At 52.0% G+C, this 17,182-nt stretch carries 13 protein-coding genes and 2 pseudogenes; 12 read left to right on the forward strand and 3 right to left on the reverse strand.

Annotated elements, in window-relative coordinates; genetic code table 11:
* Nucleotides 1-19: 19 nt before the first annotated feature.
* The 6 genes and pseudogenes from nrdR to Pmgp_RS02255 all read left to right on the forward strand — a co-directional run bounded on the left by nrdR (nucleotide 20) and on the right by Pmgp_RS02255 (nucleotide 6,618).
* A complete protein-coding gene (gene nrdR / locus Pmgp_RS02230; RefSeq protein ID WP_134212337.1) occupies nucleotides 20-511 on the forward strand; it encodes a transcriptional regulator NrdR in 492 nt (163 codons plus the stop codon).
* The gene (gene nrdD / locus Pmgp_RS02235; RefSeq protein ID WP_134212338.1) at nucleotides 504-2,516 is read left to right on the forward strand and encodes an anaerobic ribonucleoside-triphosphate reductase; all 2,013 of its coding nucleotides are present in this window, start codon (nucleotides 504-506) and stop codon (nucleotides 2,514-2,516) included. Before nrdR ends, nrdD begins: the two co-directional genes overlap by 8 nt.
* 195 nt (nucleotides 2,517-2,711) lie before the next feature.
* Nucleotides 2,712-3,218, forward strand: coding sequence for an anaerobic ribonucleoside-triphosphate reductase activating protein (gene nrdG, locus Pmgp_RS02240; RefSeq protein ID WP_134212339.1), 507 nt, complete (start codon nucleotides 2,712-2,714; stop codon nucleotides 3,216-3,218).
* Between the two features lie 130 nt (nucleotides 3,219-3,348).
* Nucleotides 3,349-4,434, forward strand: a pseudogene (locus Pmgp_RS02245) (D-alanine--D-alanine ligase); the annotation flags it as partial.
* A 41-nt stretch (nucleotides 4,435-4,475) separates the two neighbouring features.
* Nucleotides 4,476-5,078 carry a YcaO-like family protein gene (locus tag Pmgp_RS02250; protein ID WP_243119697.1) on the forward strand — a complete coding sequence of 201 codons (603 nt, stop codon included), beginning with the start codon at nucleotides 4,476-4,478 and terminating at the stop codon, nucleotides 5,076-5,078.
* A gap of 127 nt (nucleotides 5,079-5,205) precedes the next feature.
* On the forward strand, nucleotides 5,206-6,618 hold the full coding sequence (locus tag Pmgp_RS02255) for a stalk domain-containing protein (RefSeq protein WP_134212341.1): 1,413 nt from the start codon (nucleotides 5,206-5,208) through the stop codon (nucleotides 6,616-6,618).
* Nucleotides 6,619-7,152: 534 nt separating this feature from the next.
* On the opposite strand, the pseudogene Pmgp_RS02260 reads toward Pmgp_RS02255, so the two are convergent.
* From Pmgp_RS02260 to Pmgp_RS02270, 3 genes and pseudogenes are all read right to left on the reverse strand, one after another.
* A pseudogene (locus tag Pmgp_RS02260) lies at nucleotides 7,153-7,869 on the reverse strand (amino acid ABC transporter ATP-binding protein); the annotation flags it as partial.
* A gap of 3 nt (nucleotides 7,870-7,872) precedes the next feature.
* Nucleotides 7,873-10,113 carry an ABC transporter permease subunit gene (locus tag Pmgp_RS02265; RefSeq protein WP_134212343.1) on the reverse strand — a complete coding sequence of 747 codons (2,241 nt, stop codon included), beginning with the start codon at nucleotides 10,111-10,113 and terminating at the stop codon, nucleotides 7,873-7,875.
* Between the two features lie 30 nt (nucleotides 10,114-10,143).
* A complete protein-coding gene (locus Pmgp_RS02270; protein ID WP_134212344.1) occupies nucleotides 10,144-10,476 on the reverse strand; it encodes an STAS domain-containing protein in 333 nt (110 codons plus the stop codon).
* A 671-nt stretch (nucleotides 10,477-11,147) separates the two neighbouring features.
* On the opposite strand from Pmgp_RS02270, the gene Pmgp_RS02275 reads away from it, so the two are divergent.
* The 6 genes from Pmgp_RS02275 to Pmgp_RS02300 all read left to right on the forward strand — a co-directional run bounded on the left by Pmgp_RS02275 (nucleotide 11,148) and on the right by Pmgp_RS02300 (nucleotide 17,170).
* Nucleotides 11,148-11,483 carry an NHLP leader peptide family RiPP precursor gene (locus Pmgp_RS02275; RefSeq protein WP_134212345.1) on the forward strand — a complete coding sequence of 112 codons (336 nt, stop codon included), beginning with the start codon at nucleotides 11,148-11,150 and terminating at the stop codon, nucleotides 11,481-11,483.
* Between the two features lie 251 nt (nucleotides 11,484-11,734).
* Nucleotides 11,735-14,350 (forward strand): acyl-CoA thioester hydrolase/BAAT C-terminal domain-containing protein, encoded by a 2,616-nt coding sequence (locus Pmgp_RS02280; protein WP_134212346.1) that lies wholly within the window; start codon nucleotides 11,735-11,737, stop codon nucleotides 14,348-14,350.
* Nucleotide 14,351: 1 nt separating this feature from the next.
* Complete coding sequence (locus Pmgp_RS02285) at nucleotides 14,352-14,660, forward strand: NHLP leader peptide family RiPP precursor (RefSeq protein ID WP_134212347.1); 309 nt, start codon at nucleotides 14,352-14,354, stop codon at nucleotides 14,658-14,660.
* Nucleotides 14,661-14,848: 188 nt separating this feature from the next.
* A complete protein-coding gene (locus Pmgp_RS02290; protein WP_134212348.1) occupies nucleotides 14,849-16,003 on the forward strand; it encodes an ABC transporter substrate-binding protein in 1,155 nt (384 codons plus the stop codon).
* Nucleotides 16,004-16,094: 91 nt separating this feature from the next.
* A complete protein-coding gene (locus tag Pmgp_RS02295) occupies nucleotides 16,095-16,358 on the forward strand; it encodes a hypothetical protein (RefSeq protein ID WP_205077923.1) in 264 nt (87 codons plus the stop codon).
* Nucleotides 16,359-16,471: 113 nt separating this feature from the next.
* Entirely contained in the window at nucleotides 16,472-17,170 is a 699-nt protein-coding gene (locus Pmgp_RS02300; RefSeq protein WP_134212349.1) for a hypothetical protein, read from the forward strand.
* The last annotated feature ends 12 nt before the right edge of the window (nucleotides 17,171-17,182 follow it).

Consider the following 17,182-nt stretch of genomic DNA (forward strand, 5'->3'; position numbering starts at 1 on the left):
ACGGAGCGTGAATATAGCTATGAAATGCCCCTTTTGCGGATTATCGGACAGCCGTGTGCTAGATTCCCGGCCTACCGTGGAGGGTGATTCGATCAGGCGGCGCAGGGAATGCGGGGGCTGTGGTAAAAGATTTACCACCTATGAGAAGGTGGACTGCCTGCCCCTGGTAGTAGTGAAAAAGGATGGCCGCAGAGAAACCTTTAACCGGGAAAAACTGGTGCTCGGTTTAATTAAGGCGTGCCAGAAAAGGCCTGTTTCAACTGAAAAAATCGGGGCAGTCGTAGACAATATAGAAAGGGAGTTGCGAAACACGGCGGAAACAGAAGTGAAAAGCGAGTATATTGGAGAACTAGTAATGGGGCGCCTGCGCGGGCTTGATGAAGTCGCTTATGTGCGTTTTGCCTCGGTTTACCGTGAATTCCGGGATGCGGAAAGTTTTATGGAAGAGTTGAAAGACCTTCTTAGCACTAAAGGAAGCAGTTCAAAAGGGGGCCCGGAGGGAAATGTTTAAAGCTATACAAAAACGGGACGGCCGGGAAGTAGCTTTTGATGAGACCAAGATTACAGACGCTATTTTCAAAGCCGCGCGGGCGGTCGGCGGCGAGGACCGCCAGACAGCCATGGAGTTGACCATTGAGGTCTTAAAGCTGCTGAAAAAGCAGTATAACGGCAACCTTTTCGGTGTGGAAGATGTACAGGATATCGTGGAAAAGGTACTGATTGAGGCCGGGCACGCGCGCACCGCTAAGGCGTACATTCTTTACCGCGCCAGGCGGACACGGATGAGGGACGCCAAGGGTGAATTGATGGACGCGGTGAAAGAAATCCTGGAAGAAACCAACCGGGAAAACGCCAACATCAGCAACTCACCTTCGGCAAAAATGCTTCAGATCGCCAGTGCCGCCAGTAAAAAATACTACCTGAACCGGCTGATCCCCGAAGAAATGGCCCAGGCCCATATACGGGGCGATCTTCATATTCACGACCTGGACTTCTACGGAAAAACATTAACTTGCCTGCAGATACCTTTGAACAAGTTATTGATGGAGGGATTTAACACCGGGCACGGCTATATCCGCCCTCCCAAGCGGCCTACAACAGCCACCGCCCAGGCGGCCATAATATTGCAGAGCTCACAGAACGATATGCACGGCGGCCAGTCTTACGCTTTCTTCGACCGGGATATCGCCCCCTTTGTGGAAGAAGCCTCCGACTTCGAAACCTACCAGGCCATGGAGGCTTTAATTCATAACCTTAATTCGATGCACAGCAGGGCTGGCGCACAGGTGCCCTTCTCCTCCATTAATGTTGGTTCAGAGACATCAGAACCGGCCAGGCGGGTGGTAAGAAACCTCCTGATGGCCTACGAGGCCGGCCTGGGCAACGGCGAAAACCCTATTTTCCCCAATATCATCTTCAGGGTTAAAGAAGGTATTAACTACAACCCCGGCGACCCGAACTACGACCTGTTCAAGCTGGCCATCAAAGTGGCAAGCAAGCGGCTGAATCCGACCTTCAGCTTTATGGACTCCTCTTTCAACAAGCAGTTCGGCACTGAGGTCAGCTATATGGGCTGCCGTACCAGGGTCATGGCCAACAGGCGCGGTCCGGAGGTTACCGACCGCAGGGGCAATTTATCTTTCACCACCATCAACCTGCCCAGGGTGGCGATCAAGGCTGAGCGGAATTTAGACGCTTTTTACCGCGGGCTGTCAGAAATCGTGGATCTGACCGTGCGGCAGCTCTACCACCGCTACCAGGTGCAGTCTATGCTGAAAGTTAAGGACATGCCCTTTATTATGGGACAGAAGCTTTATCTTGACTCGGAGTGCCTTAAGCCGGATGATCCAATTGAAGAGGCGATCAAGCACGGCACTCTTTCTGTTGGTTTTATCGGCCTGGCTGAAGCGCTTACAGCCCTGACCGGCCGCCACCACGGGCAGGATGAGGAAGCCCAGGCGCTGGGCCAGGAGATAGTAGCCTTCCTGCGCGGGAAAATTGACGAGGCCTCTGACGAGTACAACCTCAACTACACGCTGCTGGCTACCCCGGCGGAAGGTTTGTCCGGCCGCTTTGTCAAGCTGGACCGCAAGGAATTCGGTGTTATTCCAGGTGTCACCAAAAAGGATTACTACACCAACTCCTTCCATGTGCCGGTTGATTTCCCCATCAGCAGTTTTGCTAAAATCAGCCTGGAGGGCCCGTACCATAAATACTGCAACGCCGGCCACATCAGCTATGTGGAAATGTCTTCGCCGCCGCTGCACAACCCGGACGCGGTGGAAACAATAGTCAGGCATATGCACGACAGCGATATGGGTTACTGCGGTATTAATTACCCTGTGGATTTCTGCACCAACTGCAGCCTGACCGGAGTTTTTAATGAAGATCTCTGCCCGCGCTGCGGTTCAATCAACATCAGGCGGGTGCGCCGGATCACCGGTTACCTCAGCACCACCGACAGGTTCAACGACAGCAAGCTTTCGGAGTTACGGGACAGGATAGCTCATAAATAATAAAAAAAACAATCAGACAGGATTTACAGGATTTAATAAGATTAACAGGATTAAAAAAATCAGTAAATAATCTATTGATTAAATTATTAATCCTGTTAATCCCGTCTAATCTTGTTAATCCTGTCAATTTGTTTTATTTTAATCATATAATAGAATCTTACAAGTCAAACTTACGATCTAAGAGGAATAAGCTTTATGGAGATGCGTATAGCTGGAACGGAGAGAGAGAGCGTGGTGGACGGGCCGGGCCTGAGGTTTGTTGTATTCGCCCAGGGCTGCCGGCACGGGTGCAGGGGCTGCCACAATCCGGATACCTGGAACCAGGCCGGCGGCGCCCTGATCAAAGTAGAAGATTTGTTGGAACAAATAAAAACTGCCAGGTTAATCAAAGGGGTAACATTTTCCGGGGGCGAACCATTTCTCCAGGCGGCGCAGTTGGCCTGGCTGGGTCGGGAGGTTAAAAAGCTCGGCCTGGACCTGATCACTTTTACCGGGTATACCTGGGAGGTGCTGCTGGCCCTTGCGGAAGAGGACAACGCGGTGCGTGAGCTGCTCCTGGTATCCGATTATATTGTGGATGGCCCTTTTATCCAGGAGGAGCGGGATTTGGAACTGCCCTTCCGCGGCTCCCGCAACCAGAGAGTAATAGATGCCGTGCGTTCACGGCAGGCGGGTGTAGTAATTGAGGCCGGCTTTTCATAAGAGAAGCCGGTTTTTGACCTCAAGCGGCAGTGCCTTTATTACACATAGAAAGCTGCTGGTGGAATATGTATTATATCAACAAAAGGAACAGGCTGATATCTGTGGAGTAATTTTAGGTGGAGTGATTGAGATGAAGCAAAAAAAACAGGTGCTGGTGCTTTTCGGGGGCCGGTCCGGCGAGCATGAGGTTTCATTAAATTCAGCAGCCAATGTAATAGCTGCTTTAGACCGGGAAAAATATGAAGTAATTCCGGTGGCTGTTACCAGGGAAGGGAATTGGCTGTCCGGAGTAACCCCTGAGCAATTGAAGGCTGGAGTACGTCAACCGGTTCTGACAGGGATGGATGTGGATGCTGGCGTAGATCCGGAAAAACCAAAAGATGACCGGACAGATTTAAAAGTAGCCTTGCTTGCGGTGGGAAAAGCAAGGCAGGATAACAGCCCGGTCGATGTGGTAATTCCGGTCCTGCACGGTACCTACGGGGAGGACGGGACCGTCCAGGGCATGCTGGAACTGGCCAATGTTCCCTATGTCGGGGCGGGTGTGCTGGGTTCAGCTTTGGGGATGGATAAGGTATTGATGAAAACAGTGCTGGCTCAGCATGGCCTGCCCCAGGCCAGGTTTTGGTCCTGCCTGCGGCGGGACTGGGTAAACAACGCATCCCTTGTGGTCGAGACAGTGGAAAAGGAGTTAGGCTATCCCTGTTTTGTCAAGCCGGCCAATCTTGGTTCCAGCGTCGGTATTTCTAAAGCCCGCCACAGGGGAGAGTTAACCAAGGCTATGGATCTCGCAGCTAAATATGACCGCAAGATTATTGTGGAGGAAGGCATTATCGCCAGAGAAGTGGAGGTAAGCGTGCTTGGAAATGATGATCCCATCGCCTCCCTGCCGGGAGAGATCATCCCCCTGAAGGAGTTCTATGACTATGAGGCCAAATACCTGGATGGTATGACCAGGTTGGAGATCCCGGCAGATTTGCCCGCCGGTATGGTTATCAAGCTGCAGGAAATAGCGGTAAAAGTTTTTAAGGTGCTTGATTGCGCAGGTTTGGCCAGAGTTGATTTTTTCATACGCAAGTCAGACGGTGAGATATTGGTAAATGAAATCAACACCATGCCGGGCTTTACCCGGTTCAGCATGTTCCCCAAGCTGTGGGAGGCAACCGGCATCGGTTACCAGGAATTACTCGACCGTTTAATTGAGCTGGCCATAGAAAGACACCAGGTGCGACCTTCGGCGAACCCTACCTGCTGGAGCTGGCGGAGCACTACCGCACCCGTTACCGGCGCGAAACCTGGGCGCTGGACATTACCAGCGACCTGGGGATACCGGCTTTTGTGGCGGTATCGCGCCAAATGGAGGGTGCGGAGGAGCAAATCCTCTTCGGCCTGGGCTGCCATCTCGACGCCCGGATCGCCCTGCAGCGGGCCTTTGCGGAGATGAACCAGATGCTGGGCATAGCGGTCTACGCCGGCAAAGACGGCAAGCAGCCTCTGGAGGATCATGAGACGCTGACCTGGCTGCGTGAGGCGACGCTGGCCAGTCAACCTTACCTGGCGCCCGGCCCGGCACAGCCGCCGCGGCGCTTGACAGACTATCCGCAGCGGCACAGCGGCGATTTCCTGCAGGATATTGCTTACTGCCGGCAAATCATCGAGGCGCGGGGCATGGAGATGCTGGTGCTGGATCAGACCCGGGCCGATGTGGGGATGCCGGTAGTCAAGGTGGTGGTGCCGGGCCTGCGCCACTTCTGGGCACGCTTTGCCCCGGGCCGGCTCTACGACGTGCCGGTCAGGATGGGCTGGCTGAAAGAGCCGCTGCAGGAAGAAGATTTAAACCCAATCCCTATGTTCTTTTAACTGTCCGGCCGGCTGGAATGAAAATATCCATTGAAGAATCGGCTGAGATTATATATCCGGTGCTGCCCGTCAATCCTCGAGGAATGGTTGGGTCATACATTAGTATTAGTAAAGGAGTGTAAATGCTATGAATAAAAAAGTTATTATTGGAGCCGTTGTTTTGCTCATCCTGTTTGTGCCTGCGTTTGGTTTTGCGGCGGTTGACAATCAGCCTGCAATAGAGCTGAACGGCGTCGAAATTCAAGCCGCCGCCTATATTGACGGAGGAAATGTTTATCTGCCGCTGCGGGCGGTTGGTGAAGCTCTCGGATATAAAATAGACTGGTCGGAAAAGGACGGCACGGTATCTGTCTCCGGGTCCGGTAAAAACATTATGATTGATTTGAAGAACAACAAAGTAACCGCAAATGACCATGTTTACTATATGAGCGGGGATGCGGCCGATGGCGGCACAATCGTCGGAGACAGAACATACATGGGAGCAGGTTTCTTCTCCGCTAATTTAGGACTTAAAGTTTTATGGGACAGGCAAAACGGAAAGGTCGAACTTGAAAGCGTAAAGGAAAATGCCATTTCCATAAAAACAGCGAAAGAGGCTTCTGAGACCGATAAAATCAAAATAACCCTGCAGTATCCACAGATTGAAGGATTGGATGACAAAGCAGTGCAGGACAGCATAAACTCCATCTTCAAAAATTCAGCCGGGGCCGCCAGGAATGAGGGACTGAAAAACGCGGATAATATGGCGCAGGATGATGCCGGGTCCGCCGGCAGCCCGAACAAATGCGAGACGTACTTCGATTACAGGGTTAAATATAATCAGAACGGACTGTTGAGCGTGGTATTCATGAATTACCAGTATACCGGAGGAGCGCACGGATTGACAGCGCAAAGCTCTCACACCTTTAATTTGAAAACAGGCGTAGAATACAAGCTTAAGGACCTGTTCAGAAATGGCGCGGATTATGTTTCGTTTATAAGCGACATTGTCAGTAGTGAGATAAATGAAAGGGTGAAGCAAGGAAGACTGCCTGAACATTCAATTACACCTTTTAAAGCGATTAAAGACGACCAGGATTTCTACCTGTCCAATAGCGCGGTCGTGGTCTATTTCCAGCAATACGAATATTTCCCGTACGCTGCCGGCATACTGGAGTTCCCGGTTGACTTTTCTGTATTGAAAGATATGTTAAAACTGGATTTCAGCTTTTTGCTCGATGGCGCAAAATTGCTTGAAGCGTCTGGAACCCAGAATTCATTAAATATTGGTGAGACAGGCAGGGTTATTCTGAGAGGAAACCCGACGACGGGCTATACCTGGCATTACACTATTGAAAATAGTGATCTTGTAAAGCTTGACTCTGAATATGAGGTCCGGGATTCCAACATGATCGGCGCGGGCAGTACCTTTATATGGAATTTTAGAGCTTTGCAAGCAGGACGGACGAGTGTAACTTTCAAATACTACAGGGAGTGGGAAGGAGAAGCATCTACAACCGCGGACAACACTGTCGAATACCTGATCCGCGTTAATCCTTAAGAAGCAAGGGAAGCAAGGGAACGGTCCTCTTGCTTCCTTTGAAAATTGCCGGCGGGGCAAACGCGCCAGTGAACCAAATAAGCAAATTAAAAAGAAAAAAGCAATGAGTAAACTGAATTCTGAATACCTGAGCAGTTACAAGTGATCATTAAATTATTGTTTTTTAACCGTCATACTAAATCTGTTCCGGTCGCTCACCCTTTGGTATTCCATGTTTTCGCTCAAATTTTTGATAATTGTGGTCCCTAGTTGATCGGGCAAGGTGTTTTCTTCAAACGGGTTAAAATAGTCGCCTGCGCTTTCGGCCACAAGCTCCAGACTGTCCCGCTTTTCGGAATAAGACAGGGTTAAATCAATTTCAAACTGCCGGGTGACCTGTCCGGCGCTAAAAATTGCCAGCAGCTCTTCCACCAGCAGCAGCGCTTTATTCCTCGTCGTTTTCGGCAGCACGTGCTTTTCGCAAAAGTGTTCAATTTCACCGTTTATCGCATACAAGTCGTAATTCTGGTTGCGAATATGATATGTAAGACTGCGCACCCGGTTAATAAACACCCTGGTTTTTTCTTTTTGCGGGTTCTCAAAAATTTGCTGCGGCGGGCCCTCTTCGTAGATAATCCCCTCGTCCATGTAAAACACCCGGTTTGACACGTCACGGGCAAAGTCCATTTCGTGGGTGACAACGGCCATGGTCATCCCCTCTTTGGCCAGGCGGCGGATTACGGCCAGCACTTCGCTCACCATCGTCGGATCAAGGGCCGATGTGGGTTCATCAAACAGGATAATCTCCGGCTCCATGGCCAGGCAGCGGGCAATGGCCACTCTCTGCTTCTGCCCGCCGGACAGTTCATCCGGAAAGCTCCCGGCCTTTTCAGCCAGCCCGACCATTTTAAGCAGTTCCATTGCCTTTTTCCCCGCCTGCTCTTTACTCCTGCCAAGCAGTTTTACCGGCCCGATGGTCAGGTTTTCCAGCGCTGTAAGATGGGCGAAAAGATTAAAGGACTGGAAAACCATCCCCATTTTCTGCCGCAATTTCGGCACATCGGCGCTTTTGTCCAGGATATCGGTACCGTCTATAAAAATTCTGCCTCCGCTTGGCATTTCAAGGAGATTGAGACAGCGCAAGAATGTGCTTTTACCCGTGCCCGAGGGGCCAATAATAGATATTACCTCGCCTTTTTTGATTTCGGCGTTTACCTCTCTCAGCACTGTAAGTTCGCCAAATTGCTTGGACAGATGTTCGACTTTAATCATCCTCTAAAGCACCTGCCTTCTTCTTGCTTTCGGGTCGGTGATCCTTTCCACATACCCCAGGGAAAGGGCCAGCAACCACGAAATGCAAAAGTACAGCACCGCCACCATAACCAGCGGGAAAAAGGCATCAAAGGTGCGGCTGCGGATAATGTCGCTGGCCTTGGTCAAATCCTGCACGGCGATGTATCCCACCACAGAAGTCATCTTCACCAGGGAAATAAATTCCCCTTTATAGACCGGCAGAATTTGTCTTACCGCTTGGGGCAGGACGATGTAGAGAAAAGTTTGCGCTTTGGTAAATCCCATGGCAATGCCGGCTTCGGTTTGCCCTTTGTCCACACCCTCGATCCCTGTTCGAAACATCTCGGAGACATAGGCCGCGAAATTCATGCCGAAGGCGACCACCGCAACGATAATCGGATCAATATTCACCGAAGCGAACACCACATAGAATATGATCATCAATAGGACCAGCACAGGAGTGCCGCGCAGAATGGAGATATAGACTTTGGCCGGCTGCTGGAGCGCCTTGTTTCGTGACATGCGCATAAAGCAGACCAGTCCGCCGAGCATAGTGCCGAAGGCAGTCGCCAGTACGGAGATGACGGCCGTGGTTTTCAACCCGTCCAAAATCAGCAAATAGCGGTTTTCCAGAATAATGTTGTTGTGAAAACTGGCGGCAATCCTTGGCAGAAAGGACGTGCCCGTCCCGGCCGCCTCCTTGCCGTCATATGCCGCGATATTTTGCTTTAAGGCAATGACAGCTGTTTTGAATTCCATGTAGGGGGCGGAAAAATCGATTTGCTTTTGCCTTTCTTCGGTAATGGCGATGCCGTCGGCAATCATGTCGACTTTCCCGGAGGCGAGGGCCGCCACCAGGGAGGAAAACTCCATGGTCATGATTTTCAGCCTCAATCCCTCGTGCCGGGCAAACCGTTGCAGCATTTCAATATCGAAACCCACGTATTCCCCATTCATATACGCCACATAAGGCAAATCCCCCACCGCAACCCCCAAAACAATTTCTTCCCCGGTCTCAGGGTTTTTAAATTCAGGCATTTCCGCTTTTTCGGGATCATTTTCAAACCAGCGCCGGTACATCTCATCGTAAGTGCCGTCCGCCCCGGCTGTTTTTAAATAATTGTTAAACCTCTCCCGCAGCGCCGGATTGTTTTTATTAAACCCTACGCCAAGGGGTCTAGTCAGCGCTTCATCCGTGAGGATCCCCAATTCCGGATTGCTCTTCAACATTACCTTAGCCGATGTTAAATCAAGAAAAGCCACGTCGGCCTTTCGGTTTTTCAAAGCCAGGATCATGTCGGCCGTGCTGTCAAATCGCATAATCTCCGCCTTTGGATAGTGACTTGCCACAAAAGCGTCATGAATGGTTCCCGTATATACCGCCACCCTCTTGCCGTCTATATCATCCAGTGACGCCATTTTGCCGCTGTTTGCCTTCGCCCCCGGGGCCTTTTTGACCAGCATCACCTGGGCGCTGGCAAAAACCGGCTGGCTGAAATTGATTGATTTTTTGCGCTCCTCGGTAGGAGCCATGCTGATTGCCAAATCCACTTTGCCTGATTGCAGGGCCGGGATCAATGCTAAAAACTTCATGTCCGAGAACTCAACCGGCCTGCCCAGCTTGATCCCGATGCGGCGTGCAAGTTCGCCGTCATAGCCCGTGATTCTTCCATTTTCATCAGTAAAGCAAAAAGGCTCCCGGGCGGCGTTTACGCCGATTTTCAAAATTGCCCCATCTGTGGGCACAGCAAGATCAACTTGTTCATAAGGGGACAAGTCTTCTTTGAACCAGCGTCTCTTCATATCTTCCAATGTCCCGTCGCCTTTTAGCTCTGCAATAATCTTGTCTACTGCCGCAAGCAGCTCATCATTGCCCTTTCTCACCCCGACGGCCATGTCCTCTTTTTCCACCGGTTCGGGCAGATACCACATTTCCGGATTGTGTTTCGCCACATTCATTGCGTTCGAATATGCCAGAATCACCGCCTCAATCTGCCCGGATTTCAATGCGGCCACGGCGTCCATGACATCATCAAAGCTTTTGATGTCCGCGTTGGGGAACCTGGCCCTGGCCAGTTGCTCCCCGGTGGTGCCGGTCATGACACCGATTCTCGCCTCACCGGCGTCTTCCAGTTTCGTAATCACTTTTTCAGACTTGCCGCATCCCGCCGGAATAACAGCCATCATTAAACAGATAAAAACCAAAACAGCAGCCTTTTTCATTAAATCACCCCCTGCCGGTTGAAGACAGTGTCAATTTTCATGCGCGGCGCTGGCCACATCGGCAAAAATGGGCAGGAAAATGTCAAAACCGGAAATGCGAATAACCTCCTCCACAAATCCGCTTAAGCTGCAGAGGACCAGGTCGCCCCCGTTGGCCCGGAGTTTTTTGGCCATGCTCAAAATACACCGTAATCCTGCGCTGCTGATATATTCCAGCTTACTAAAATCAAGAATAATCTTGCCTTTAGAGCCGGTCAGACAGGCGGCGCACTCCCGCTCAAATCCGGGCGCCGTGTTGGTATCCAGTCTTCCTGCCGCTTTAACCACCACATAATGGCTTTCTTTTTGCACTGTAATCTCCATTTCTTCTTTACCCTCCCGAAAAACTTGTGTTATCAATTGACATAGTTTTATGAAGGATTATTATGGATCGTGTTGAATAAAGAAAGATGAACAGGTATTATCACAATATTTCATATTCGACATGTATTTCCAGTGTCCTTTTATCATAAAAACCTTCTGCGGCGCCACAAGAATTAAACAGTAAGCCAAACAATTTCCCCCATCAACTCATACCGCCTGCCGTCATCCATTTTCATTTAACCCTCAACAGTGTAGATCCTGTCCGATAAAACTACCGACATATCAGACCACCCCTTAAAGTCTCTTTCCTCCAAAAAAAGGCCCCACGGTTCGCCGGCGGGGGCTTTCTCTTTTGATCCGGCGAATCCACCCCGCCGGCAAATCACGGCAAATTACCGGCATAAAGCAGATTTAAGGTAGATTTAAGGTTCAGTTAAGGTTGCCTTCTCTTAGATTTAAGGTAGCTGCTGCTAAAATTAAAAAGTGATACAACTAATAAAAACTTTGCCCTGAGATTCTTCTTTCTTTTCTCCATTTCTATTTATGCCAACTCAATTATGGTGTTTCTTTGTGTAATGAAAAACCGGCTGCAGCGTATTAACATACGGTAAGCCAAAGCGAGCCGGGATGTTCGAACCAGGCCGGATTTAAAAAACAAGGAGGCAAACAAAATGACTGGAAACGAAAAGAAACCCATGAACCGCAAAGAGTTGAAGGAACAAATCATCAAGAAAGCGCAAGTAGACCGGGAATTCAAGAAAGCATTGGTCGAGAATCCAAAAGGAGCCATTGGACGATTAGGTGTCCAACTTCCCGCAGAAGTCGAGGTCAAAGTCGTTGAGGAATCAACAGAGGTAGTTTATCTGGTGCTGCCGGCCAATCCTGATGAATTGACTGATGAACAACTGGATAATGTTACGGGTGGGAATGGCGATGTCGAATATAGTTACGAAGAAGTTCCTATTACTTGCCCGGACAGGAGTAACACGATGAAGATACCGCGATGACGAAGTGCGGCTCATTGGCAGGGTAATGTGTAATAACAGTGTCAACGCGTTTGGGACACATGAAAAGAAATGATCAGTTCCTGTTAAAGGGTACTGCATGGGGACAGTTCTCCTGCTTCCTTTATACCAATAATGGTCGGTTATTTCCTTGGAATTTGCTGTCCGGCCGGCTGGAATAAAAATACCCATAGCGGCCGGATTACCCGCCAAATCTTTGTCCTACATATCTTTTGGGAATGGAGGCTTTATAGATGAAAAACAAGATTTATCCGGTACTCTTTCTCCTGCTTCTGACAGTATCCCTGCTTGTGATGGTTAACGGCCGGGCAATGGCGCAGCAAGGTGGAACAGATGCCGCTTGTCGGCAGGACAGCGTCCAGATCACAGGGGCTGCCGCGCTTCCCGGGCCGGTCGCCGGAACCGGCTTCAGCGTGAAACTGAACAGCCGGCCGGTTGCCTTTGACGTGTCCCCGCGCCTGGAAAACGGCCGGTTCCTGGTCCCCTTGCGGCCGGTTTTGGAGGCCATGGGAGCGAAGGTGTCCTGGCGCGGCGACACCGGTACGGCGGTGGCGTGCCTGCCGGGAGCGACACTTGTCGTGACCGGCGGATCCCAATATGCCGGGATCAACGGCCGGGAGTGTCCAATGCCGGTTGCCGCCGGGATCGACAAGGGAAGGCTGATTGTGCCGTCAGAGATCATTTTGGAAGCCACCGGCGCTGAGTCCGAGTGGGACAGCACGACCCGGACCCTTGCGCTCTTTTTGAAGGACCCCGGCGCCGGTTTTCCAGCTCCGGTCCTTGATCTGCAGCGCGACATTCAGAACGAACTGGACCGGATGGACCGGGACCTGGCCGCCGCAGCCGGGGAACTTGCCCGGACCGGCCTGGACGGGGACGAAGCGCGCCGGATCTTAAGCGGACTGGCGGCCCGCCATTCTTATGTGGCGGACGCCTGCACCGTAGATAAAAATGGAAAGATTGTCGACGTTGAACCTGCCGCCTACCATGAGTTCGCCGGCTCAGATATCAGCGGGCAGGAGCAGGTCGCAAGGCTGCGGGAAACCGGGCGTCCGGTCATCAGCTCCATGTTCACGGCAGTGGAAGGTTTTGCGGCATTGGACCTGGAACGGCCCGTGTTCAACCAGCAAAACGAACTGATCGGATCGGTCAGTTTACTGATCAGGCCGGAACTGTTCTTTGCAAATTTTACCGTCCCGGATCTGCAGGGACAGCGGCCGGAAATGATGGTCATGCAGAAAGACGGGTATATCCTCTATGACAGCGACAGCTCACAAATCGGCCGCAATGTCTTAACAGACTCCTTTTATCAGGGTTACACCGGACTGCCTGCCCTGGCCGGAAGAACAGTTGCTGACAGAGCCGGAGTGGGGAGATACGCTCCCCCGGACCAGTCGCTGCAAAAACAGGCGGTCAAAAAGTCGGTTTGGACTACGGTGGGTCTGCACGGTACGGAATGGCGGCTGATCGTAAACTACGCGGCGGACGGTAATATCCAGGCCGCGGGCAATAAGGAGGAATACAAGATGGAGAAAAACAGCGATTCAAGTAAAACCGCGCCGGCCCTGGAGATCAGCCCGCTGCAGGCCCTGGCCGGCGACCCGTGGAACATCAAAGTCTCCGGGCTGGCCCCCGGGGCGACGGTGACTCTTGTAGCGGAACAGCAGGACAATAAAGGGATTAAATGGGAATCACACGCCGTTTTCCAGGCGGACCGCAACGGGGAGGTGGACCCCGGCGTTCAGGCGCCCGTTTCCGGCACCTATGAGGGCGCCGACCCGGCCGGTCTTTTCTGGTCCCTGCGCCCGGTTGCCGGCGGGAAGCCGGTGGGAACGTTTGCCAAAAGTCTGGAACCGCAAAAGATTACAGTCTCCGTGGAGGTTGAAGGCGAGAGAATCCTTGCTCAGGACGTAGAGAGACTCTACCTCTTGCCCGGGGTCGAAAGGGTGGAAGTGCGTGAATCCGGAGTGGTGGGAACGCTTTTCCTTCCCGCCGGAGAAGGCAAGCGGCCGGCCATTATCGTGCTGGGCGGATCGGACGGCGGGACCTACGAACCCGCCGCGGCGATCTACGCCTCCCGCGGCTACGTCACCCTCGCCCTGGCCTATTTCGGGATGGAAGGGCTCCCGGATACCCTGGTGGAAATCCCCCTGGAGACCGTAGAGAGGGCCATCCATTGGCTGGAGGTTCATCCCGGAGTTGATAAAAACGCCATCGGCGTGTGGGGCGCTTCCAAGGGAGCGGAGCTGGCCCTGCTGGCCGCTTCCCATTATCCCCAGATCAAGGCCGTGGTGGCCAAGTCCCCGAGCGCGGTGGTATTCGAAGGGATCAGTGATGATTTTGGAGAGAATCACAAATCATCCTGGACGTTTAAAGGGGAACCGGTTCCTTTTGTGCCCATCGTATTCACCGAGGAGCTGGCCGGGAGCTATTTCGCGGCGGTAGCAAAAAAAGAACCCTGGCCCACCGCCCCCATGTATGAGTACGCGCTGCAGAACAAGGAGGCCGTGGAAAAGGCGGCCATCAAGGTGGAGCAGATTAACGGGCCGGTATTGCTGGTTTCGGGCGGCCTCGACGGGGCTTGGCCGTCCGGTAAGCTTTCGGAAATGGTTATGAAGAGGCTTAAGGAAAAAGGGCACCAGTTTCCGGACGTGCGTCTCCACTACCAGGATGCCGGCCACCAGATCAGCGCGCCTTATTCCCCCACCACCATAAACTGGTTGACTCTGCCCGGAGGTTTTATTGAAGCCCTCGGCGGTACGCCCGAGGGAAACGCCGCGGCATCCACGGATTCATGGCCGAAAATCATTGACTTCTTTAGAATACATCTGGAGAAAGGGGGCCAATAAAATGAGTGGAAACGAAAAGAAACCCACGCCCCGCAAAGATTTAAAGGAACAAATTATCAAGAAAGCGCTGTCAGACAAAGACTTTAAAGAAGTCCTGGTAAATAATCCCAAAGAGGCCATCGGGCGGTTAGGCGTTCAACTTCCCGAAGATGTCGAGGTCAAAGTCGTTGAAGAATCGCCCGGGGTGGTATACCTGGTGCTGCCGGTCGAGCCCGGCGGGTTGACTGACGATCAACTGGGTGATGTTGCGGGCGGTGCGGGTTGGAATTCGGAAGGTGTTCCAAGTTGTGGATCGCGCTGGGTTGAGTAACGTTTAGCGAATCTTCCCACTGGCTGCACTTCGAAGTGTTCCCTGCAGGGCTTTTTGCCTTATGAACACGGGCAAGAAGCCAGCAGGATAGAGTAATGAGCAAACAAAACAGCATTTTTATACGACCAGGCACGCAGGAAAAGAAATAGTCGTTCCTGTTGGGACTTGGATGAAAAGGAGGTTTGGACATGCAGAGCAACAAAAGAAGATTAATTGTTTTATTGTTGAGTTTATCTTTGGCGCTCCTGATCCTGGCCGGCTGTTCGACGGGCGGCGGCGCGCCGAAGGATGCGGCGGTAGAAATCAAAATCGGCGTAGTGGCCACCCTCAGCGGCGGCGGTGCGGATTACGGCGTTTCCATCAAGCAGGGGCTGGAAACCGCCCAGGATAAAATCAATGCGGCCGGCGGCATAAACGGGAGAAAAATCAGCCTGATTATCGAGGATTCTCACGGTGATAAAGACGAAGCCATAAAAGCGGTGCAGAAACTGATCAACGAGGACCGGGTGCTGGCGATCATCGGCCCCACCAACAGCGGCGAGATGTTTGCCGCCGGGCCAGTTGCCGACAAAGCCGGGGTGGTTATCATGGGCACCTCAAACACCGCCAAAGGGATTGGCGAGATCGGGCCTTACGTGTTCAGAAACTCCCTGCCCGAGGACAGCGTCATACCCGTCACGGTGCGCAAGGCTAAAGAAAAGCTCGGGTTTACCAGAGTGGCCCTGCTGTACTCCGCCAACAACGACTGGGCCGTCAGCTCCGCCAAAACCTTTGAAAAAGCCCTGCAAGAGCAGGGAGTGGCCATTGTGGAAACCCAGACCTTTACCGACGGGGATACCAACTTTCAGGCCCAACTCACCAGGGTGGCGGCGGCCAAGCCCGAAGCCCTGGCTGTTTCCGCCCTATATAAGGAGTCTGCGCTGCTTTTAATTCAGGCGAGGCGACAGGGCCTCAACCTGCCGGTGATGGGAGGCAACGGGTTTAACGACCCCGAGTTGATGAGAATTGCCGGCGAGGCGGCGGAAGGCGCGCTGGTGGGCAGTCCGTGGTTTGCCGGCAAAGCCGACCCCGCGGTGCAGGCTTTCGTGGCCGAGTATCAAAAGCGTTACAATACCGCCCCGAACCAATTTGCCGCCCAGGCTTACGACGCCCTGGGAATTATGGCCGAAGCCCTGAAAGCCGAAGGGGCCGCCGGCGACCGCGCCAAATTCAGAGATGCTCTGGCGGCTATCAAGGATTACCAGGGTGTGACCGGCAAGTTTTCCTTTGACCAAAACGGTAATCCTTTAATGGATGCAATGGTGCTGCAAGTTGTCAACGGTGCATACCGGGAAGTAAAGTAAGCGGTGCGGAGCACCGGGTGAGCGGTGATAACGCTGTGCCTTAATAGCGGTTCAACTGGAGTTGAGATCTGTTTGAGAAGAGAGGGCGGACATGAATTATCCGGCGACAGCTTCTAAGGGTGCGGGAGCGTTGAAGCCCGCCAAAAAGTCATCATGGAGCGTATTGCTGGGGGCGGCCTTTATCATGGCCACCTCTGCCATCGGACCGGGCTTTTTGACCCAGACCGCGGTGTTTACCGGGGAACTGGCGGCAAGTTTCGGCTTTGTCATCCTGGCGTCGATTATTCTTGATATCGGCGCTCAGTTGAACGTGTGGAGAAGGTTATCGGCGATTATAAACATCCGCTTTGGATGACGGTTTTTGGCGTATTTGTAGCCTTAACAACGGCCGTTATGGGAGGCAAAACCATTATTACGGAACTACCCGGGCTTTTCAGGTAAGTTTTTTTAGTTAAAGGAGAGAAGTTAATGCTCAAGAAAGAAGTTTTGTTGGTTTCTGAGCTTGCGGAGACCGACATCTTGCAGATGTATGAGCTTATGATCAAATATTACTCCAACCTTGACCCCGACATATTCCGGAATGATCTTAAAGAAAAGAGCCAGGTATTGTTGTTCAGGGATGATGACGGAACAATTGCAGGGTTTACCAGCAGCATGATCATTCGACTTAATATTGAAGGTGTAGTTGCCAAGCTGTTGTATTCAGGTGATACCGTTATGGACCGGAGATATTGGAATTGGAGTCATCTCCAAAACAACTGGTTCAACTATATCTCATCACTCCCGGAGTTTAAGGAAGGCGACTTTTACTGGATATTACTTTCCAAGGGATACAGGACTTACCGGTACCTGCCTTTTTATTTCAATCTATTCTGGCCCCGGTACGACGCTCCCACGCCTCCGTTTGTCAGGGCGTTGATTGAAGGTTTTGCGAACCTGAAGTTTCCTGACGAGTTTGACCCCGCAAACGGCATAATCCGTTCCGTCTGGGATTATGTCAAACCGGGAGTGGCTGATATAAAAAAGAGACATTTGCGGGATCCCCATATCGAGTATTTCTCGAGAGTGAATCCGGGTTACATACGCGGGGATGAACTGGTTTGCGTGGCTGAATTAAGTCACCGGGGGATTAAGGAATCTACACATAAATACTTTGTTCAGAGCTGATTTCGCCTGATA

The organism is Pelotomaculum propionicicum, assembly GCF_004369225.1.
Lineage (GTDB): Bacteria > Bacillota > Desulfotomaculia > Desulfotomaculales > Pelotomaculaceae > Pelotomaculum_B > Pelotomaculum_B propionicicum.